The organism is Paenibacillus sp. XY044 (assembly GCF_002257645.1).
In the GTDB taxonomy this organism is placed as follows: Bacteria; Bacillota; Bacilli; order Paenibacillales; family Paenibacillaceae; genus Paenibacillus_AQ.
In genome coordinates this window covers 144102-164617 of sequence record NZ_NQMO01000009.1, presented here as the reverse complement: position 1 = coordinate 164617, position 20516 = coordinate 144102, and the positions used below count along the sequence as shown (strand labels likewise).

Here is a 20516-nt window from a genome sequence, read left to right as displayed (position 1 = left end):
ATATTCGTTAATGGAGGTCGAGCCGCTAATGTCGGACACGGATCCGTTGGAAGGAGCAGAAAGGATGCGGGGTAAAGTCGGTCGAACGTTCGCCGATCAATGGGGAGGGATTGACGGGCTCGGAAGGGAGCTTCCCACGCAAGCTGAGACGGGACCCAGGCGCGAAGGCAGGTATGTCGGTTTATTTTATTTTCTCTGGCTGGGTCAGCACGGAACGTCAGGTCCCTTTGATAACAGCGAAATTCTCGCACAATCTCCTGAAGCGGTACGGGATCCAGCCCATCCGGCCTGGGGACCGGAAAATTCATTTCACTTCTGGGGTGAGCCTCTGTACGGCTACTATTTGAATGACGATGCCTGGGTGCTGCGCAAACACGTGCAGCTTCTGACGAGTGCAGGCGTGGATTTTATCGTGTTTGACACGACCAATGCGGCTACATACAAGAAAGTATACGACGAATTATTTCACGTGCTGGACGAGATATGCGGCCAAGGCTTTACCGTACCGCAGTTTGCCTTTTATACGAATACGGATTCAGGAAAAACGATTGCGGAATTGTACGAAGATATATACAAACCGGGGCGCTATAAGCATTTATGGTTTCATTGGAAAGACAAACCTTTGATGATTGGTGATCCGGCGGAATGCACGGAGGAACAACGGGCGTTTTTCACCTTTCGCCGAAATCAATGGCCGAATGAAGAAGCGAAGGTGAACGGTTTTCCATGGATCGAATTTCAGCGGCCGCAGCGGGTGTTTTTTAATGATGAAGGGGAGAAGGAAATTATTAGCGTTTCCGTTGCACAGCATCCCAGCGTGGCCATGAGCGATACGCCTTTTTACGGATACGGGAACAATTGGGGCAGAGGTTATCACGAAGGTATGGAGGAATCGGAAGCTGAACGATCCGAATCCATTCATCGGGGTAAGAATATCGCCGAACAATGGGAGTTTGCTATTGCAGAGGATCCGCAGATCATTTTCGTTACCGGCTGGAATGAGTGGATCGCCATGCGCCTGCAAGGAACGCCCGATCGGCCTGTTTTGTTCGTCGATCAGGCTACGCTTTCATTCAGCCGGGATATCGAGCCGATGAAGGGCGGGTATCAAGATCATTATTATATGCAGCTGATCGGTTATATCCGCCGCTACAAGGGCATGTCCGAGTCAGTGGACAGTGGAACCTTCCTGACTGCAGAGCCGGATTTTTCGACATGGCAGTCTGTACCGGCGCTGTACAGGGATTTTGAAGGGGATACCATGCGCAGGAACCATGCCGGATATGGGAGTTTTCATTATTTTCAAGATACGGGAAGAAATGATTTGGTTACCTTGAAAGCCGCTCATACGGAACACTGTCTTTATTTTTACGCTAATACCAAAGATCCCATCACACCGTATACGGACCGCCACTGGATGATGCTTCTCATCCGTAACCGGAGGAGCGACAACGCGGGATGGGAGGGGTACCACTACATTGTGAACAGAACAGTTATAGATCGTTCAACGACGCTATTGGAACACAGCACAGGGGATTGGAACTGGGAAGCGTCGGCAGAGGTCCGTTATTTCGTTTCGGGGAACGAAATGTATGTTGAAATCCCGCTTGCCTTGCTTCGGGGCGAAGAGGCTCCGAAGGACGGGGCGGAAGGAATATGGATGGAATTCAAGTGGGTAGACAATATGCAGAACGAAGGGGATATCTCAGATTTTTATCGGCACGGCGACACGGCGCCGGAAGGACGATTGAACTTTGTATACAAATCGGCTGACGAATCATAGATTCACAATGATATTCACTCATTCTTGATACTCGAGATCAGCACAAGCTGGAGGTAAAACGATGAATAGAGAAAGCTGGAAAGCGGAATGGATTTGGGCCGAGGGAACCGGGAATGAGAATAACGTATATGTGGAAGCACGCAAATCTTTTGAACTGACGGCGCCCATTACAAAAGCATTCGTACGGATTTCCGCCAACCAATCCTACAAGCTGTACATTAACGGCATCGAAGCGGGCAGAGGCCCCGCGCCATCCGACTTGTTATGGATGTCATTCGATACGTACGACGTTGCCGCATTGCTCCGAAACGGCCGGAACTGCATTGCGGTGGCCGCACACAATTTCGGTAAAGACAGGATTGTCACCGAACAGCTGCAGGGGCCCGGTGGATTGATATGCCAGCTCGACCTATACGACGCTGATGACCAAGGGGCAAGCCTTCTGACGGTTGCCAGCAGCTCTAAATGGAAATGCAGGCGATCTCTCCGGTGGAAAACGGGAGTAAGCCGCCTTCATATGTGGGGTGGATACCGGGAGTTGATGGATGTGTCCCGGGAAGACGGCTGGGAATGCGAAGATTATGATGATTCATCCTGGCAGCCCGCCGAAGCGATCGCGGCTGCGGAGCAGGGGAACTCCCCCTGGCCCCGCTTGATCGCGCGCGATATCCCGCACTTGCAGGAGAACCTGGTATCCCCGGCTAGACTCGTTTCGGCTGAATCGTTTCTTGGGTCTATCCAAGCCCCGGAAGCGCCATTAGCTGCTGATCCGGCGGAAGAAAGGGGACCGGTGATGATGGACGCTTCGATTCCCGGCTCTTTTCCCCAGATGACCTATGACTTCGGAGCTGAGATCGTCGGCTATCCGGAGCTTGAAGTCATCGCCGAGGAAGGGGGAGTTCTGCAGCTGTTTTATGGTGAATCGCTGGAATTGGATTTGAGGGATACGTACCTCCTCCGCAAAGGGGTAAACCGGATCACTCCGTTCGGAAGACGTGCGTTTCGCTATCTTAAGGTGGGTGTCATGGCGACGCCCGTCCCGCTGCGTATTACTGATCTCCGAGTCCGTTTTGTTCATTATCCTTACAAGGACGGGGGTCATTTCCGCAGCAGCGATGATAAGCTGAACCGGATTTGGGAAATCGGACGGTATACGACCATGGTGAACAGCCAGAACCATTTTGAGGACTGCCCTTATCGCGAAGGTGCGCTGTGGGTGGCCGATTCGGTAGTGATGGCCAAAGTGGTCTATCAAACGTTCGACGATCCGCTGCTCGTCCGGAAATCATTGCTGCAGGCTGCGAAAATACAAAACGACGACGGTTCCATTCCAGGCACCGGGCCGCAGCGGAACGCCTTTTTGCTGCCCGATTTTTGCGCACATTGGCTGTTTGGCGTAGCTGAATATTACGATTATACGAAGGATCGGGCTTTTTTAGAGGAATTATGGCCGCATATCATGAAGCTTGCCCAGTGGTTTACGAATCAGGAAGATGACGCCGGATTGTTTGCCAAGGCGGATCGGGACGGCATGTGGTGCTTTATCGACTGGTCGGATGATATCCACCGGGAGGATCGCGTAACCGCCATCTCTTGTTTCTATTATAAATTTTTGCATACGGCCGCCGAACTAGCGTTTGAGCTGGGCGAAGAGGAGGGCGGGAATTTATTTACGGATAAAGCAGCGAAGCTTCGCAAGTCCATCCGGGATCTGCTCCGGATACCGAATACAGCGATCTACGCGGACTGTTTGACCGGAGAGGGTCTTTCCTCCAGTGTTACAGCCCAGACCAATTTTGCGGCTGCCTGGTCCGGTATGATGAATGAAGAAGAAATCTCCTTGTTCTTGCAGGAGTATTACTTGAACGGACGGCTCCCGCAAATTCGCGGAGCGTTTTTCTATCATATCGTGCTCGAAACCTTGTTCCGTTTCGGTTATGCTGCGGATGCGGTACGCATCATCCGAAATTATTGGGGTGAAATGCTGGATCGGGGGGCCACAACCTGGTGGGAAACCTTTGATCCGAACCTCCCCTTTTCGACTACGCCAAGCCCCTATCTTGGGCATACGCCAACCTATTTGGAGGATGCCGTTCCAGTGAGTCTATGCCATGGCTGGGGAGCATCACCTACGTATTTGTTGAATAGGGAGCTGATTGGGATTGATATTTCAAAGGCGGGTCATGGGCAAGTTTCGCTCTGTCCCAGCGCAGTAATGGGAGTCGAGTGGGTAGAAGGATCGGTGGTAACCCGTTACGGGAAAATCAGTGCGCAGTGGAAAAGGGATGAGGACGGCATTTGCCGCTTTGAGGCTCGCATACCCGTGCAAATGACATGGGAGGCGCCAGGGTTGCTCGACATCACGGCGTCTATGGGTCAGGATGATGTTCATGTTCGAGGAACGATTCCGGTTCTTGTGCCAGGACCCAATCAGACACCATTGGTCGACTGTAGCGGATAACCCCGGATATAGAATTTGGAATGTAAAAGGCAGTCTCTCTTTCCGCCAGGATCAGAGACTGCCCTTTTTGCTTGCACGAATGACAGGGTATAAAGTATACTTAACTCAATTTGGTAAGGAGTGATGGTTTGATGGATATGGAAAAATCGGACAAGACACCGATGTATCAATATATAATGAACGATATTAAACGAAAGATTGCTTCCGGAGAACTCAAGCCGCATGATCCGCTTCCCACTCAGATTGAGCTGGCGAAAGAGTATAACACCAGTGAAATTACGTCCAGGCGGGCTCTATCGGATCTGGTTCAGGAAGGATTCGTTTACAGAATCCGAGGGAAGGGGAGCTTCGTCCATGAGAACCCGGCTCAAGCTGAATCCAAAGGGCTCCGCACCCTATATTTTGCCCATCAAAATCATGAAGTGAGCATACTGAACCACCCGTTCTTTACGGATATGTTTGAAGGAATTAAAGAAGTATGTGAGGAAAACGGCGTCGCCTTCCACATTTGGGATATCGGGGAACACTATGAGCTGCCCGAGGATCCTGGCGCCGGCATCATCCTCCTGACGGTTAAAGGGCATTTTGATTTTTCTCGCTTAACGGCTTGGCAGGAAGAGAACCGGCGCATTGTCACGGTGCATTTCTATTATCCGCATTTGGGTATTCCTTATGTCATCGCGGATAATCTTACAGGAGGATATCTAGCCACCCAGCATCTGATTTCTCAGGGGCATCAGCGGATAGGTGTTATACTGACAGGCAGCTCGCTTTTGGACTTAAATCAGGATTTTTCCCTTCGACTCCAAGGCTACAGGCTGGCGCTTACCCAGCATAATATTCCTTTCAATCCGGATCTGATCACCGTCATAGACGGTGAAGACGAACGGGCGGAGATGGGGGAGGAAGGATTCAAAAAGCTGATGAAGCTGCCGGAGCCGCCAACTGCGATATTCGCTACAAGCGATTATAAAGCTTTCGGTGCGATGAACGCGGCAAGAGAGTCCGGGATGATAATCCCCGAAGATATGAGCATTATCGGTTACGATGATGTGAAACTCGGCGAGTATTCCTATCCAAGGCTCACCACGGTGAATCAGAATACACGCAAGATGGGGCAAAGGGCAGCGGAGATTTTGCTGTTTGAACTGGAGGAGGATGATACGTCCTTGGTTAAAGACGAGATCGTCCCGACGCTGATATTGCGCGACAGCACCGCTCCATTATCGACGAAGCAGCGTATCAGAAATAACTAGTTTTCAGGGCTCCCGGTTAACGGGAGCTTTTTTGATAATATCAGAAAGTATAAACTCCAGAGCCATGGCTTCCTGATATTGCAAGAAAAATTACCTTTAAACGCGGTCTGTCTTCTTTGAAGGTACGTCGATAGACGTTTTTCTTAAAAAAGAAGAAAGTGTTCCGCAGTCATTTATTGTCCTTAACTCACAAACAAACTTCAGCTTAACGCACTCTCCCTCAGCGTGTTTCGAAATAAAAACTATTGCAATAGGCAAATTACTACAGTATACTTTGTTTATCAAAGTATACAAAAATTTTAACGTATACTTACAGCTGAAGTGTATTCATTCAAGTTTATTCTAATTGAAAGCGCTTCAGATTATGACCATTCGAAAATAGGGGAGATCAATGTGAACAAAAGGAAGGGATTCATCGTTCTCTTGAGTATTGTGATGCTCTTGGCTTTATTGTCGGCATGCACCAAAGCAGCTCCCACATCACCAGATAATCCAGGCACCGCAGAGACCAATCAAACGGGTGAGGATCAGGGGAAAGAAGACACTGGGAAGGATCCGGCCACTTCGCAGTTGACAGGAAATATTCATATTTCCTTGCCGAATGCATCCGCGTCTGTTTGGAATGCGGTTGCCGAAGCGTATATGAAGAAAAATCCGGGAGTGAAGGTAAAAGTCGACAACAAGCCGGCGGAAGGCTACAAGGAGTGGCTGACGGCTCAGTTTGCAGCAGGTGTGCCGGACGTTGACCTGGTTACGAATAACGAAGTCGGCGGATTAGTAAACAGTAAGAAATTTATGGACTTTTACCCTTATTTCGATAAAGCCAATCCTTATACGAACCAGCCTTGGCAAGACACTCTGGATCTGAAAGCGATGGGCATTAACCTCGAAGGCATTGGAGCCGAAGACCATTTGTACAATCTGAACTTTGAATCCGTGCAGATCGTATGGGTGTATAACAAGGAAATTTTCCAGAAAGTCGGCATTAATGAAGCTCCCAAAACGTTCAACGAGATGATCGACGCTTTCAATAAAATAAAAAAGGCCGGATATACACCGCTGGCCCTTGGTGGAGACTCCAAATCGATGTGGAGCGGCCAGGCGGGATGGCTGGTGCGAATCTATGCCGATCAGTACATGCGTGATTACATTAACATTATCCGGTCCCAAGAGCAGGACTATACTTACGTTCCCGAGCTCGACGAACAATGGAAATATGATCTGACGGATCCTTATAACGATTCCAACAGTAAAGTGACCAAAAACGAAATGCGGCTGTGGAAAGCCGTTAAAGACAAAGAAGGTCCCTTCAAAATTGCCGGCAATCCCCAGTGGAAGGCTTACTCGGAAAATCTGAAAAAACTGTTCGATTATGTGCCGGACGGATTTTTCGGAGTGAAAGAGGACCAGGCTTACAATCTGTTCCTGACAGGAAAGGCGGCAACGATGTTAGGTACTCCGGCCTCCTACTGGCAGCTTCCTAAAGATTTTGCGGATGTGGAAAAAACGGGTGCCACGGGTGGCGTGAAGCCTTTCGAATATGGATTCTTCAACATGCCTTCCATGGAAGGACCTGAGGTGATGGCACCGGCCCGTACGATTCAGATTCCGATCGGGTTCTATGGTTTCGTAAATAAAGATGCTACGCAAAATGAACTGAATGTTGATTTCATGATGTACCTGACAAGTCCGGAAGGATATGCCGTATATTTGGATGCGATTCAGAAGAGCGATGACGCTTCCCTCTCAGGCGCACCGGCCATTAAAGGCATTACGCTCCCGGATGATATGGCGGCGGCATTCGCCGACTTCAAACCGATTGGAAATACCGAAGGCTATACCAGTGCCGCGAACAACCTGGCTCGCGGAATGTGGGATTACCAGCCGTCCGTGCAGGATTGGGTAGGGCTCGTACAGCGGTACTTTAGCGGTAAGCTGACGACGGATCAATATTTGGAGCAGCTGCAGGCGAATATCGATAAATATATGGAACCTGCTATGAAAGAAGCTAAAAAACAACTCTCCGATTTGGATCACCCCGAGCAGCGACCACCGCAGCGTTAATCACTTTTCCACTCGGGTCTGCACATGCATTTGCATGTGCAGACCACGTATGATTACCCGAGGGAAGCGAGCAATTCGTAAAGATGACGGATAAAAAGGGAGGTTCATCATGAGGAAAGCCCCATGGATGTTTCTTGCACTGATCCTGCTTCTAGGGCTTGCCCCGGTCGCAGCACTTGCCAAAGACAATTGGTCTATTGAAGGAGCAGGGAATATCACCTCCCTCTCCGTATCGGACGATGGGAGCCGTGTGGCCGTCGGGGGTCATAATGCGAAGGCGTTTCTTTACGATTCCGAAGGCAATCCCATCTATCAGGTTGAAGCTGGAAATGTCGTTACAGGGGTAGCGCTTCTGAGTAATGGCGCGCTGCTGGTTTCATCGGATGACAGGCATCTGTATGCGTATGACGAGCAGGGAGGAAAGCTATGGGATTCGGATCTGAAGCGGCAGGTCAAGAGCTTGGCCGCATCGCAAGACGGATCCACCATCGTTCTCGTTACCCAGCGCAGCAAAGATCTCATCGTTGTGGATCAAAATAGCGGAGAACAGACAGGCAGTATACCCATCGGTTCCCTGTTGAAGGAAGTGAGCGTATCGGGGAGCGGGCAGTGGATCGTTGCAGCGACAAGCGATCAATTCGCCTATCTCCTGGACAAGGATGGCAGCCTGCTGTATAAATTCAGCGCGGATAATCAAATTCAGGCGGTGGCCGTTTCAGAGAATGGCTTGGCTGCTGTGGGTACGGCTTCCAATAAGGTGGAACTGTTTGATCAGAAAGGGAATACTCACGGCTCGATTAACACGCGGGACATCGTGACCGATGTCACCTTTTCAAGCGATGGCGAACGGCTCGGCGTCTCGGATTTATCCGGTAATTACTATATTTTCGACGGGCGCGGAAAGCAGCTGTGGGAGTCAAAGATCACTGGGGAAGGCCGGGGTGTCCAGTTCGACCGGGAGGGAAAGACGCTGTATTCGGGCACCAACGACGGAAGGATTTTTAAGTACGATGTAGGCAGTGTCATCGATAAAGCGGCAAGCAAGGCACGCTTAAACTATATGTTATGGACCGCAGCCGGAGTTCTCGCTGTCGTTCTCATTTTGCTTTACTTGAATTACCTGAAGAAGCGCAACCGGCTGGCTATTTTCCGCCAGATATGGAGAAGCAAATATATTTACCTAGGTTTGGCACCGACCTTTATTCTCGTGTTCGTATTTCTCTATTACCCGGCTTTTTCGGGCTTATTCCATTCTTTATATGACTGGCAGCCGGGCGGCAGGACCACATTTGTCGGACTGGCCAATTTTGAACGAATGATTCATGATCCTTATGTGATTAAAGGAATGGGCAACCTGGTCATTCTGATCATCACCGGGCTGATCAAAGCGATCATCCCTGCACTGATCACCGCCGAATTGATATTCCATTTGCGCAGTAAACGTCTGCAATACGGTTTTCGGACGGCATTTACCGCATCCATGGTTATTCCGGGTGTTGCCCTGCTTTTGATTTGGCAAAACTTGTATGATCCCAACGTGGGACTCATTAATAACGTATTGGAACTGATCGGGCTTGGTTCCTGGGCCCATGGTTGGCTTGGTGACCCCAATACCGCATTGTGGGCTCTTATTTTCATCGGGTTCCCGTTTATAGGCATCCTGCAGCTGCTGGTATTCTACGCAGGGCTGCTGTCCATTCCTAATGAGCTGATCGAGTCCGCGAAAATCGATGGAGCCAATCTTTGGCGGATTATCCGATCCATTCATTTGCCGCTGCTGAGCGGCCAGTTCAAGTTCTTGATCATTTTAACCCTCATTGGCATTATCCAGGATTTTAACGGCATCATGATCGTTACGGGCGGCGGTCCCATGGACTCGACTTATGTACCTGCACTGCAGATGTATTATGCCGCCACCAAGTTCAACGATCTCGGTTATGCATCGGCGCTCGGTGTAAGCATGTTCCTTGTGATCCTTGCCATTACGGTCGTGAACATGAAGCTTATTAAAACAGAAGATTAAGGGAGGAGGAAAGGGATCCATGTATACCGAAACGGATACAGCCGCTGAAAGTGTTGGCCCCGTGAGGAAGCTCAGAAAAAACGAAGGCTGGCTCATCAAATTTCTCAGTTTCCCTCAAATCACCATCATCGTACTGCTGTGCGTGCTGGTCATCCTGATGCTGGTGCCCATTCTGTTCATGATCGTCAGCTCCTTAAAAAGCAATGCGCAAATTCTCGGCAATTTCTGGGGGCTGCCTTCTCCGGCAAAATGGAATAATTATGGCGCTGCTTTCACGAGTATTTGGCGATATATGGTGAATTCCATCTTGTATGCGGTCGGAGCCAGTGTATGTGTCATTCTGCTCTCTTCCATTTCAGGATATATATTCGCGAAAAAAAGCTTTCCCGGCAAGGAACTGCTGTTCATGATGATGCTGGCCATGATGATGATTCCGGGTGTGCTGACGCTGATTCCCTCGTACGTCCTGTACAATAACCTGGGACTTACGAATACACCTTGGGTGATCATTATTGCCGGTGCAGCCGGCGGGCAAATATTCGGAACCTTCTTGTGCAGGAGCTTCATGTCCGGCATACCCAGCGAGCTGTTTGAAGCAGCCCGGATGGATGGAGCCTCGGAAATCCGTGTATTTTTTCAAATCGTCATTCCGCTTTCGCTTCCGATCTTGGCGACTTTGTTCATTATGCAGGCCGTTGGTGTATACAATGATTACATTTGGCCGCTGCTGACGATCAGGGACAGCAGTCTTCAGGTCGTTGCCGTGGGCCTAACCGTCTTTACGAAGCAATTCGGCATTACGGATATGGGGACTCAGTTTTCGGCATACGCCATTTCCTCTGTACCGTTAATTCTGATTTTCTCGTTTGGCATGAAATATTACATTCAGGGCATGACGCAAGGGGCTTTAAAAATGTAGAATTTGAGATGAATCACATTTTGTCAAAGATCTGGACGCAAAAGAGCTCAGCATTTGCTGAGCTCTTTTGGTATTTTCTCATATATGATGAAAGATGCCAGTTCCGTATTGGGAATCGGCAGCCGTAGAATAACAAAACCGCTCCCGCGCAAACGGGAGGCGGTTCGAGTGCCCGGATATGAGATATTTGATTGTTCTGCATACGTATTGTTCAATCCACAAAAAACATGGCACCTAAATAACTGATGATTACGAATATTATGCTTACTGCTAACGCCGCATAGGCAGATTTTTGCTTGCGAAAAAGCAGGAACATGAAGCCCAGACAAGTCATGGCGAGAACAAGTGCAAGGACTACAGACGGTTTCCATGTCAGATGAAGCCCGGAAGTAACTTGATTGTGAAACCACAAAAACAGTTTGGATGGAGGAGTTTCATTGATCGTTTCAGATACGTTATGCGGAGCGGATTGCTGGTTCATAAATCCGGTAACCGTATAGATGAGGAGGATCATAACGGATTCTGCCTTTGCCCATGGTCTTGGATTAAAGGATGCATTCTTTTTTAATATTCTTTTGATGAGGAAACCATTGAAAAGTGCGAAAACGAACAATGGAATCATGAATAAATGTTTCAATAATAATGCTTGCCCATAGGGAAGAATCCAGGAATTAATATATTCTGGAGCAACGGAAACGGTAAGGAAAAATCCTGACGCAATGATGATGACCATCGCTAATACTGCCGTAAGATGGAACCACGATAAAAACTTCAGCCAAGACGAGGCCTTCGGTTTGAACCAGCCGACTAGAATTAAAGAACCGGCCCACACAGTAACCGAAAAAAAGTGTAGAAATTGCGATACGGTACCTATAGATCCATATAAAGCGTTGATGTGGCTGGATAGTGCCATCATAATCATGGCTAGCACAGTTAGGATGAAACATAATAACCAGACGGTTTTGTTGTATCTAGGGTCTGCAAATATAATTAGCAGCAGAAGTGCCGACATCAGTACTAATGTCCACCAATAATCCTTTCCTTCGGAGAAAGAAAACATGACACTCTTAAGGGTGAGGAGAAATCCGAGATCATCCGAAAAGAACATGACGATCCTTAAAACAGGCAGAAAAGAAAATACAGCAGCTCCAACCACAGAAGCTATGATTAGCCATTTTGGAACACGGGCGATGACATCGGATTCACCGGTTCGAATCATGATAAGCCAGCCTACAACCAGGGCATAACTTAAGTATAAAAAAGGTTCTCCTAACCAGTACATTATCCCCGTCTTCTCCGTTTCATGAACAAGAATATGAGAATAACAACAATAATAATACCTGCTCCAATTCCATAATTAACGATATGTTGATTATAAACAGGCTTAGATGCCGGAGCGTCCTGATGTTCCTGATCATTATTTTCTTGCTGAACGGTTACGGGACTACTATTTTGTTCAACAGCAGTCTTTTTAACTTGAAAAACATAAGATCCCGTAATGGGATGCCCGTCTTTACCGACAATTTTCCAATCTACAGTGTAGTCCCCATCTTCCAAGGGTTTATCTAAGGTACCCGTCATTTCCATATCGTTTACTTTCAAATGGTTTATCGGAAATTTCTCATTTGATGAATTTTTAACCGTGAACGAGCTGAGTACTTCGATATTTGTGTTGAAAGTCAGTTCAATCTGTTTAACATCGGTTTTTACGAGTTCATTAGCACTTGGCTTTGATGCCTCCAATTTACTATGTGCCGATGCCATAGAGGGGATCGTAAGCATAAAGGCGAGTATCCCAAAAACGATGTAACTCATGAATCTTCGCAAAATTCACTTCTCCTTTCATTCATAAAAGTTATATGAATCCTTAATTCAATAACAGTTTAAAATAGTTTCCGTGCTATTGAGTAACTTAATGACAACAAATTCATGAACATTTGAATATGTGATCATATAAATGAGAGTAAATGATGCTGATGAATGGCTTATCTAAACCATTTTCTCATTCTATAAACTATTATTTATGTATTGAGCGATGTGTCTGGCATCATGATGAACCCATCCCAATAGAGCGGATCCTCTGCAAGACAGCCACGGTAAACCAACGAAATATAGACCGGGTATAAATATTGATTGTCCGCAAAAAATACGGTACGTGACTCCGCTTGGATTGTCCTTGGAAGCAATTTGATTTTCCCTTCTAGAATGATGCTGAGTGACATCATTTGAAATGGATTGGGTTATTGCTGGAATATATAATCCAGCAGATGTCCAATGAATTTCGCATGGTCAGCCATGATTTTTAAAAAGAAAACATTCTCATCAATAATTGCATCATGAACTGGTTCCAATCTCCCGGAGTTAAGTTCGTCTAATCGGTTTCTAAAATAATTGGCCTCTCTGCTGATGTGATCCACTAACAAAGGGAAGTTGTTTTGGCCGGGAAGCTTACAAGGGATTGAAAGTGGTTTGCTTCATTTATTAATTGTGTCATCTTCGCATCTAAAGCCTAACCGGAGAAATAATGAATGTTCCTTCATAATACGTGACCATCATAATACGTGACCAGAAACGGATTTCGTCTAAAGACCGGACTACAAACGGATCAGACAAGTGATGATTGATTCCAGACCGACTAACAAAAGTACAAATCTGAACACAATATATGGTGTTAGCTTGTTCCAATATGCACAAAAAATTGAATAAATCAGTTTTATGGTGGGTTACACAAGTCTTTCTCACTTCTCAAAGGTTTTTAAAGATAGGAGAAGCATGTCTCCCTCTGGTTATCGCAAGAATACCCCTTTTTATTGAAACTCAAAGTCATTTCTCTCATACCGTAAAGAAACTGAACGATAAAAGGACAGAAGTAGCATGTATTAGGTAACCGCGTCAATGAAAAAGGACCTCCGATCATTTCGGAAGTCCTTTTTTACTGAATACAGTCCTAAGAAAGCTTAAAGCAAGAAATGACTTCACTTCATCAAAAATTATGAGGAGGAATCAACATGAAGATGGCCATCGGTGCGGAATCAACCGCGAAAGTACAAACTCAGCCTAGAGGAAAGGTGATCTCTTCAAGGAATGGGCGTATGCCGGCATTTGCTTTGGAATGACGGGAGCGGCTGCATCTCATACATTCGTGGGTGACTACGTTGCGTATCACATTCTTAGTCCGCTTAGTTTAGCCATTCTCGCACTTGCCTCGTGGGCGCTGCGCCCGAAGAGCCGCAGACTGTAAGCAGGTGAGGAATATATCAACAAGTGCCGGGAGATGGCACGTCACATAAGTTTATAGACAGTTCATTGGACCCTGCCGAATCTTGGCAGGGTCCAATATCCTTAAAAGAAGAACGATTTCGTGATGATAACGAGCAAAATGAAAAGAACTAATATAGCTGCCGTGCTTGTTCCAAAACCGCCATAACCTACTCCTCCGACAACCTCGCTCATGTTCTTTACCTCCTTAGTTTAAAGGTACATTGATATCATATGAAATCATCATGATTGCGTAAGGGCAATCTGGTAAAGATATTTTGTGACGGTGATCATAGTCTATAAATACGATACAAGAACACAGATGACATAGTTTCGGAAAAGGAACGCAACGAAGGTGTTCGCCGATCATCGACCAGTGAATATGATAATGGAAAAGAAGACTGCATATGAAAATGGCAGTCTTCTTGCTCCCAAAGCGGATATGGCTTCAAAGTGGGGCGAGGTTATATACACCAAACTCATAAAAGGAATACCCGTAATCTGTGGCTCTTTCAATCCCCTGGAATTTAACGTATCTGGCTGTAACGGGTTGGAAACGAACCGTTTCTTTGCCGTCATGGGCCGTAATGATTCCGTTATTGTCCTTGATGACGCTGGTCCAGTTCTGCTTGTCGTCGGAAACGAGAATCTTGTAGGTTTTGGCGCGGGCGAATTCCCATTCGATTCGGATCGTATCAAATGGCTTTGCCTCACCTAGATCGACCTGGAACCAGCTGTCATTGACATAGTTGCTCGCCCATCTTGTCGAAGAGAATCCATCCACGGCATATTTCGGTGCCAATGTCGAAACGGAACCTTCAACGGAAGAAGCGGCTGCGTCTTTATTTTCCGCCAGGTTACCGACAAGGTAATACACCTCTTCTTTTAGTGCAGCATAAGCCGTATCCGAAATGATACGATCCGCAGCCAATTGATCCAGTTTCGCATTGAATTCCTTGAGGAATTTACCAAACTGCGCCGCATTTTTTCCTTCAAAACGTTTCATTTGGTCCAGTAGTGCGTTCAACGAACGAGGGGCTCCGGGTGTCGTGAACTGCTTTTGTTCGGCGAAGTGGTTAACATGAGCTTTCATGGTGTCTGCGGTCGACGCCGCTTGGATGGTATAAGTCGTCGTCTTGGATTTGGCAGCCGCCACGGTAATGGCCAGTTGATGCTTACCCGGCATCCCCATCAGGTCAATCGCCGTACCGGGGGTGTAGGGCTTGCCGTCGAAAGTGGCTGTTACCACCGTCAATCCGCTTTCGTCATCGTCTTTGACTTCCCATGTGAATTTTACGGTTTCAGTATCCGGTACGACTACATCGCCATCCAACGTTTGTCCGTTGATAAATACGTCTGCTTCAGGCGGCGGACTATTATGGATAACGTATGTACCGTTCAAATACTGATACAGCCAGTCATACATGAGACGCAAGCCGGGATTTTTGCTCACCGCCAAGTTGTATACCGCATTATTTCCCTGGTAATAAGCTCTGAATCCCTTTTGCATCAAGCCAGTTGCGGCTCCGCTGTTCAAGTAATCGATATAACGTTCGCGGAATACGCCGTCTTCCAGCATCCGGTCATCAAACTCGACTTCGTTCGACATCCCGTACAGCTTTGCAGTCTCCGCGGCATCTTCCAGACGGTCTTGGTCCATGCCGCCAAAGAAATAGTTTGGTTGAAGCGCGGCGGCATCAAAACCTACGTCTTTCCACAAATAGCTTTTGTAGGCCAAAGAGTGGGGGATCCAGAAAAACTTCAGATCCATGTCGTGGATTTTTCCGCTCACGGCTTTAACCAATTCGGGCCCCGCATCGCTTGTGCTGATTTGTTCTTCCAGCCAGTACATGCCGACAAGCTCCAGGTTGGAATAATTCGCGGCCTGCCATCTTTGCCGAACCTGATCCAGCCACCATTGAACCGCTTTTTCCCTGTTTTCGAGGGCTTTCTCGTTACCGACAACGGAGGCATTGAAGCTTAACGATTCCCCTGAACCATTCACATCGCCAAAATCGTTTAAAGATTCCCCTGGATTCGGAATCATGAGCACTACCTTTTCTTTATGATCAGGTTGGTTCAACTTGACTCCGATTTCTTTGGTCGCCTCATTCAACTGCTGCATATCTCCTGCGGCCGCAAATGTTTTATCCAAATACCATGTCCAGTCCTCCAGATTCGTCTGCCCAAGACCGAAATCCCGGCCGGCAGGGGAAGACAGTCCGAGATATAGAACACCGTCAAAAAGCCAGTCGACAGGCTCACCGACCTGATTCACGTAACTGATGTTCGGGATAATCCGTTCCTTCGTCCAATCCCCCAAGCCATCGGCATATTGTCCGTTATATAGCAGATTCAGATTTCTGATCCCACCTGTAGCTTCACCCGGCTCCAAAAAATGAGGGTGCTCGGCAGGAACCTTTACAGCTCCGTCCGCCTTACCGTCCGTACCCATGATTTCGATTTCGTCAATGTATTCCCATAGCGTAGGATGCATCGTAAAAATGACTTTTACATAACGGGCATAAGCCAGCTTGCCGTCCACATTCCCGCCTTGGATCCCGTCCTGGCTGCCGCTCCATTCGAAGGTTTCCTGTCTAGGCGGTCCTTCTCCCCAGAGCAGTTGGGTAGCGTTATGAGATAGCAGTCCCCAATTCTCCTTATCGTCCGAAACGTACATCGATACGGTAAGAGGCACGAGGATCGAGTTGGTCGGATAATCCTGAAGAAAATGGGCTGTAATCTTTTCGATCGACTTTTCCTCACCCAAATCGAACACGACTTCGCGTGCTTTGCCGCGAAGATGTCCTACCCATGCCGGGTCATTCATATCCAGTTGGCCATACTTTCCATCCGTGAGCTTGTGCCCGTCGTCGGGATGCGACGCTTCCGGCGCTTCGGACCATTCATAGGGAAGCCCCAGGCCAAGATTACGAAGCTTCGGCTGTTCCCCTCCCGATGGTACCGTGGAGTCATCCGCTGCGGAAACTTCTTTGGCTTGCTCAGTCGGAAGCAGCTCGCTCGCTTGGACTGCCGGAACCAGTGATAACATCATGACCGCAGCCATTGCGATAGCTGCCCATTTTTTATTCCAACTCATCAAGTTCAGCTCCTTTTCTATTCTTGAATAAAGAAACCGCATCGAAATTTGATTGGCACCTTCTTCGAATCAAGCTTATATCGTCACCTCACCCCCTTTCCGCCATCAATCTGAAAGGTATAGTACATAGGAAGCCTTTCCGTATAATTGATGGTAAATGGGGCTTTACATTCGAGGCAAGCAACATTTTTTGATTGATTCGCAATATTTTCATAACCCCGAAGGGGCGGGCAGTTCAAGGAGAATGGATTTCGGTGGTTCTCGTTTATATACACGACGGGTTGTCCCAGAAAGGATATTGGTCCAGGGCGACGAACTATCAATAACCAAGACTTTAATTAGAAGAACTCATGATTAGAAGGAGGGGGTTTGGGAGATGAAAACGATCCGCAGCATGTTCGATCAGCTTTATTGGGCCGACAGGCGCATACTGGATGCGCTGGAAGGCGTCGGGGACGCCGAGGCCGAAGCAGTCCGGCTGCTTAGTCATATCCTTCGCGCGGAGCAGGTCTGGTTCACCCGGCTGCAGGGACTGGACAGCAACCACCTGCCGCTCTGGCCAAACGACAGTCTGGATTATTGTAAGCGTCTTGCGGAAGAGACGAGGGAAGCCTTTGCCGCGTACTTCGCTGAGCTAACCCATGAACGTCTGGACGACGTGATTACCTATACCAACCAGTTCGGGCGGTCGTATCGGACATCCGTTCGAGACATTTTGACTCATCTCGCGCTGCATGGCCAATATCACAGGGGGCAAATCAACTTGAGGCTCCGCAATGCCGGCGCCGAGCCGATCAATGTGGATTATATAACATTCGTACGCGAGCAAGGACAGTAACATCCTTTGCTCACACCAAAAAAGCCATAACCACAAATCGGTGGTTATGGCTTTTTTGATTTCCGATGCTTTCCTTTCCCTCGCTAGAAAATATGCCCAAGCTTGTCGGGGTTTCGAACGATATATATGTTGCGGATCTTCCCTTCTTCGAAGTGAAAGAGCACCACTCCATGAACTGTGTTGCCTTCCGAACGTAGAAGTATGGCAGGTTCTCCATTGACTTGCCCCATTTCGACGAACATCCCTTCTCCGACCATGGATGCTTTACGCATACCACCGAGAAGATAGCGCCCAACCCGTTCATGCGAGACAACCGGATTGGCCGTAGCAAGCACTTTACCGCCACCGTCGGCAACCAGAACGACATCCTGATCCAGCAGCGATAAAAGCTGATTCATGTTCCCTTTCTTGAGCGCTCCCAAAAATCCATGGATCCATTCCTGGCTCTCAGGATGGATCTGAGGGGGTTCATCGGATATGCGTCCCATCTTTGCGTTCGCGCGGCTGAACATTTTGCGGCAGCTCACTTCGCTTTTTTCCATCAGCTCGGCGATCTCGTTGTAATTGAAGCCAAGCGCCTCGCGAAGGACGAATACGGCACGCTCGGAGGTCGTCAGATTCTCAAGCAGTACAAGCATTCCGTAAGATAGAAGATCATCCCTTTCCAATGCTTCCATCGGATCGTCGTTTAACGTGAGAAAAGGCTCTGGAAGCCATTCACCGTAATATTCCTCCCTTTGTTGTCGTGCTGATTTCATCATATCCTTGCAGTGATTGGTGACCATTTTGCACAGAAAGGCCTTGGGCTGCGTTAATCGCTCCAGCGGGACACGATGCACCTTAACGAAAACATCCTGTACGGCGTCTTCTGCATCGGAAACTGATCCTGTCAATTGATAAGCAAGCTTGAATAACAGCTTCTTGTACTGCTTGTAAAGATCCTGCATCCGACTTGCTCCTTCCGTAACTGATTTTCTATCCCCACCTTAGAGGAATTTGGGCCATTAAACAAGGTACGGCAGGAGCAGGGGAAGCCACCTGCTGTTAGAAACCCCATTCTAAGCCCCAGCCCCTCAATGATGAAACATGTCGTCTGAACCTTAGAACGATCCGGTTACCGCCACTCAACGATCTCATCGAGACGTTGCCTTGCTTTTGGACGTTTGGGATCCTCTTGCCGGTATCCGAAAGCGACCATACAGGATACGCCGAAATTGCTGGCGTTCATGATTCCCTCGTTTTGTAAAATAGAGGTCACCTGCTTTTTATCAAAACCTTCGATCGGACTGGAATCAATGCCAATTTGAGCCGCGGCTGTCATCATGTTTGCCAGTGCGATATAGGTTTGTTTGCTTGCCCATTCAAACAGGAGCCGATCACTATCTTCGAGTTCTGTTTCGACGAAGGTTTTATAGAACCCGGAAAGACGCTGTATCACCTCGTCAGGCATATGATGGATGTCTTTCAGCATTTTGATCACGTGAGCCGAATTATGCCTTAAGCCTTGTCTGGCCAATATCACAACAAAATGGCTGGCCGTAGGCAGTTGTCCCTGGGCACCGCCTGTTACAGGTAGTAATTTTTCGCGAAGCGCTGCATCCTGGATCACGACAAACTTCCATGGCTCGAGGCCAACTGAACTTGGAGACAATCTTCCTGCCTCCAAAATAAAGCGAAAGTCTTCATTCGAAATTTTTTTGTTGATGTCAAATACGTGGCAAGCATGTCTGAATTGGAATGCTTGTAATATCTCTTCTTTCTTACTCTCCGTTGTGATCATGTGGGATCAACCTTCCTTTGCCGTTTTTTTGTAAACCAATATGTTTGCACATATAACGATGAAAGGTTCAGATATGTGACCTTCTCGAAATGAATGAAGGGGGATAAACTGCCCGTGAGCTAAACGGGGAAGTTTACGACAAGCCGGAGGCATGGAGTGGTGCACGGAAGAATGGTCTTTAACCGACGGATCAGAGAAGTTGAAAGGGGAGGGGAGTCTGGTCTACAAAAAGCAGAAACGGAAATGAAAAAGGTCACAACCACCGATTGTGGCTATGACCTTTTCTGTTAAGAATTCCACTATGGCTTGGATATCCTTACAAGTCTGGGGTCTTGGACGATTCGATTATCGACAATTGCATGAGCTTGAGAGGGCGCTGAGGTAAGTTGTTCATAGAGTTCGTGCGCGGGAATCCAAAATCGCCGATATCTCTCTTCAACGACCCGGGGCGATCCAACCCAAGCCACATCTCTTTGCAGAGCTCGATGGACCATGGTTTCGTTATCGATATCAAGCCATATGACGTAATCCCAGTGACCGGCAAGCTCCGGGTGGAACAGAAATACACCATCGATAATGGCAATATCTCTTTCTCCTGCCTGATACCACTGCTCCGGAATCACATTATCGTGGAATGAATCCCAAAGAGCCGTTCGGCATCTTCGGTTTCCACCTGGACCAAGCGGCTGCAAGACGAATTGGGCAAACGATTGATAGTCAAATCCTTGATCATAATAAGAACGCGGAGTCCACTCCCCACGCTGCGAACGATATTTATGCCCCGGGTAATGAAAGTCGTCGATGGAAGCCCTGAGAACTCCGCGAGAAAGTTCGCGGACGGCTTCAGCCAGCTCATCGGATAATGTAGTCTTTCCTGCAGCAGATCGACCGTCTACTGCAACTCTGGTCGGATGGTCTAAGCGTAATGAGGCGATCTCATTGGCAAGGGCAGTGATCACCGCACTTCTCGACCCACCGGGTATGATAGACATGATCTCCCTCCTTGAATCATATGTAATGCATATGCGAGCAGC

Annotated in this window: 16 protein-coding genes and 1 pseudogene; 9 read left to right on the top strand and 8 right to left on the bottom strand. The window is 47.9% G+C overall.

Going from position 1 to position 20516, the window contains the following annotated elements; translation table 11 throughout:
• Nucleotides 1-64: 64 nt before the first annotated feature.
• The 6 genes from CJP46_RS28895 to CJP46_RS28870 all read left to right on the top strand — a co-directional run bounded on the left by CJP46_RS28895 (nt 65) and on the right by CJP46_RS28870 (nt 10506).
• Nucleotides 65-1783, top strand: a complete 1719-nt coding sequence (locus CJP46_RS28895) for a hypothetical protein (protein WP_143813050.1) — start codon at nt 65-67, stop codon at nt 1781-1783.
• A gap of 61 nt (nt 1784-1844) precedes the next feature.
• A complete protein-coding gene (locus CJP46_RS28890; RefSeq protein ID WP_094599089.1) occupies nt 1845-4244 on the top strand; it encodes an alpha-L-rhamnosidase-related protein in 2400 nt (799 codons plus the stop codon).
• Between the two features lie 131 nt (nt 4245-4375).
• Nucleotides 4376-5500, top strand: coding sequence for a GntR family transcriptional regulator (locus CJP46_RS28885; protein ID WP_094599088.1), 1125 nt, complete (start codon nt 4376-4378; stop codon nt 5498-5500).
• A 393-nt stretch (nt 5501-5893) separates the two neighbouring features.
• Entirely contained in the window at nt 5894-7564 is a 1671-nt protein-coding gene (locus tag CJP46_RS28880; protein ID WP_256992580.1) for an ABC transporter substrate-binding protein, read from the top strand.
• Between the two features lie 109 nt (nt 7565-7673).
• Nucleotides 7674-9587 carry a DUF5711 family protein gene (locus tag CJP46_RS28875; RefSeq protein ID WP_094599087.1) on the top strand — a complete coding sequence of 638 codons (1914 nt, stop codon included), beginning with the start codon at nt 7674-7676 and terminating at the stop codon, nt 9585-9587.
• A 19-nt stretch (nt 9588-9606) separates the two neighbouring features.
• Nucleotides 9607-10506, top strand: a complete 900-nt coding sequence (locus CJP46_RS28870) for a carbohydrate ABC transporter permease (RefSeq protein WP_094599086.1) — start codon at nt 9607-9609, stop codon at nt 10504-10506.
• A gap of 211 nt (nt 10507-10717) precedes the next feature.
• Here the strand turns inward: CJP46_RS28870 and CJP46_RS28865 are convergent, their stop codons facing one another.
• The 3 genes and pseudogenes from CJP46_RS28865 to CJP46_RS28855 form a co-directional block, all read right to left on the bottom strand.
• Nucleotides 10718-11788, bottom strand: a complete 1071-nt coding sequence (locus CJP46_RS28865; protein ID WP_094599085.1) for a copper resistance D family protein — start codon at nt 11786-11788, stop codon at nt 10718-10720.
• Nucleotides 11788-12333: a copper resistance CopC family protein gene (locus CJP46_RS28860; RefSeq protein ID WP_094599084.1), complete on the bottom strand. Its 546-nt coding sequence runs from the start codon at nt 12331-12333 to the stop codon at nt 11788-11790. The genes CJP46_RS28865 and CJP46_RS28860 overlap by 1 nt, the downstream gene beginning before the upstream one ends.
• Before the next feature lie 431 nt (nt 12334-12764).
• A pseudogene (locus CJP46_RS28855) lies at nt 12765-13119 on the bottom strand (DUF2935 domain-containing protein); the annotation flags it as partial.
• A 102-nt stretch (nt 13120-13221) separates the two neighbouring features.
• On the opposite strand from CJP46_RS28855, the gene CJP46_RS37670 reads away from it, so the two are divergent.
• Together CJP46_RS37670 and CJP46_RS36900 are read left to right on the top strand one after the other, a co-directional pair.
• A complete protein-coding gene (locus tag CJP46_RS37670) occupies nt 13222-13320 on the top strand; it encodes a hypothetical protein (protein WP_373558052.1) in 99 nt (32 codons plus the stop codon).
• 298 nt (nt 13321-13618) lie between these two features.
• Nucleotides 13619-13747, top strand: a complete 129-nt coding sequence (locus tag CJP46_RS36900; RefSeq protein ID WP_218831064.1) for a hypothetical protein — start codon at nt 13619-13621, stop codon at nt 13745-13747.
• A 101-nt stretch (nt 13748-13848) separates the two neighbouring features.
• Here the strand turns inward: CJP46_RS36900 and CJP46_RS36895 are convergent, their stop codons facing one another.
• Nucleotides 13849-13959 carry a YjcZ family sporulation protein gene (locus CJP46_RS36895; protein ID WP_218831063.1) on the bottom strand — a complete coding sequence of 37 codons (111 nt, stop codon included), beginning with the start codon at nt 13957-13959 and terminating at the stop codon, nt 13849-13851.
• Between the two features lie 253 nt (nt 13960-14212).
• Nucleotides 14213-16864 (bottom strand): DUF4855 domain-containing protein, encoded by a 2652-nt coding sequence (locus CJP46_RS28845; protein ID WP_179281372.1) that lies wholly within the window; start codon nt 16862-16864, stop codon nt 14213-14215.
• A 376-nt stretch (nt 16865-17240) separates the two neighbouring features.
• Here CJP46_RS28845 and CJP46_RS28840 point away from each other — a divergent pair, with 376 nt between their 5' ends.
• Entirely contained in the window at nt 17241-17702 is a 462-nt protein-coding gene (locus tag CJP46_RS28840) for a DinB family protein (RefSeq protein ID WP_094599083.1), read from the top strand.
• 83 nt (nt 17703-17785) lie between these two features.
• Here the strand turns inward: CJP46_RS28840 and sigJ are convergent, their stop codons facing one another.
• From sigJ to CJP46_RS28825, 3 genes are all read right to left on the bottom strand, one after another.
• The gene (gene sigJ / locus CJP46_RS28835; protein WP_094599082.1) at nt 17786-18649 is read right to left on the bottom strand and encodes an RNA polymerase sigma factor SigJ; all 864 of its coding nucleotides are present in this window, start codon (nt 18647-18649) and stop codon (nt 17786-17788) included.
• Between the two features lie 167 nt (nt 18650-18816).
• Nucleotides 18817-19482, bottom strand: coding sequence for an NAD(P)H-dependent oxidoreductase (locus tag CJP46_RS28830; protein WP_094599081.1), 666 nt, complete (start codon nt 19480-19482; stop codon nt 18817-18819).
• A 299-nt stretch (nt 19483-19781) separates the two neighbouring features.
• On the bottom strand, nt 19782-20474 hold the full coding sequence (locus CJP46_RS28825) for a nucleoside/nucleotide kinase family protein (RefSeq protein WP_094599080.1): 693 nt from the start codon (nt 20472-20474) through the stop codon (nt 19782-19784).
• Between the last annotated feature and the right edge of the window lie 42 nt (nt 20475-20516).

What these genes read in the sequence shown, in the direction of transcription:
- CJP46_RS28895 (WP_143813050.1), top strand. Translation starts at nt 65, where the DNA reads ATGCGGGGTAAAGTCGGTCGAACGTTCGCCGATCAATGGGGAGGGATT.
- CJP46_RS28890 (WP_094599089.1), top strand. Translation starts at nt 1,845, where the DNA reads ATGAATAGAGAAAGCTGGAAAGCGGAATGGATTTGGGCCGAGGGAACC.
- CJP46_RS28885 (WP_094599088.1), top strand. Translation starts at nt 4,376, where the DNA reads ATGGATATGGAAAAATCGGACAAGACACCGATGTATCAATATATAATG.
- CJP46_RS28875 (WP_094599087.1), top strand. Translation starts at nt 7,674, where the DNA reads ATGAGGAAAGCCCCATGGATGTTTCTTGCACTGATCCTGCTTCTAGGG.
- CJP46_RS28870 (WP_094599086.1), top strand. Translation starts at nt 9,607, where the DNA reads ATGTATACCGAAACGGATACAGCCGCTGAAAGTGTTGGCCCCGTGAGG.
- CJP46_RS28865 (WP_094599085.1), bottom strand. Translation starts at nt 11,788, where the DNA reads ATGTACTGGTTAGGAGAACCTTTTTTATACTTAAGTTATGCCCTGGTT.
- CJP46_RS37670 (WP_373558052.1), top strand. Translation starts at nt 13,222, where the DNA reads ATGGTGGGTTACACAAGTCTTTCTCACTTCTCAAAGGTTTTTAAAGAT.
- CJP46_RS36900 (WP_218831064.1), top strand. Translation starts at nt 13,619, where the DNA reads ATGACGGGAGCGGCTGCATCTCATACATTCGTGGGTGACTACGTTGCG.
- CJP46_RS36895 (WP_218831063.1), bottom strand. Translation starts at nt 13,959, where the DNA reads ATGAGCGAGGTTGTCGGAGGAGTAGGTTATGGCGGTTTTGGAACAAGC.
- CJP46_RS28845 (WP_179281372.1), bottom strand. Translation starts at nt 16,864, where the DNA reads ATGAGTTGGAATAAAAAATGGGCAGCTATCGCAATGGCTGCGGTCATG.
- CJP46_RS28840 (WP_094599083.1), top strand. Translation starts at nt 17,241, where the DNA reads ATGAAAACGATCCGCAGCATGTTCGATCAGCTTTATTGGGCCGACAGG.
- sigJ (WP_094599082.1), bottom strand. Translation starts at nt 18,649, where the DNA reads ATGCAGGATCTTTACAAGCAGTACAAGAAGCTGTTATTCAAGCTTGCT.
- CJP46_RS28830 (WP_094599081.1), bottom strand. Translation starts at nt 19,482, where the DNA reads ATGATCACAACGGAGAGTAAGAAAGAAGAGATATTACAAGCATTCCAA.
- CJP46_RS28825 (WP_094599080.1), bottom strand. Translation starts at nt 20,474, where the DNA reads ATGTCTATCATACCCGGTGGGTCGAGAAGTGCGGTGATCACTGCCCTT.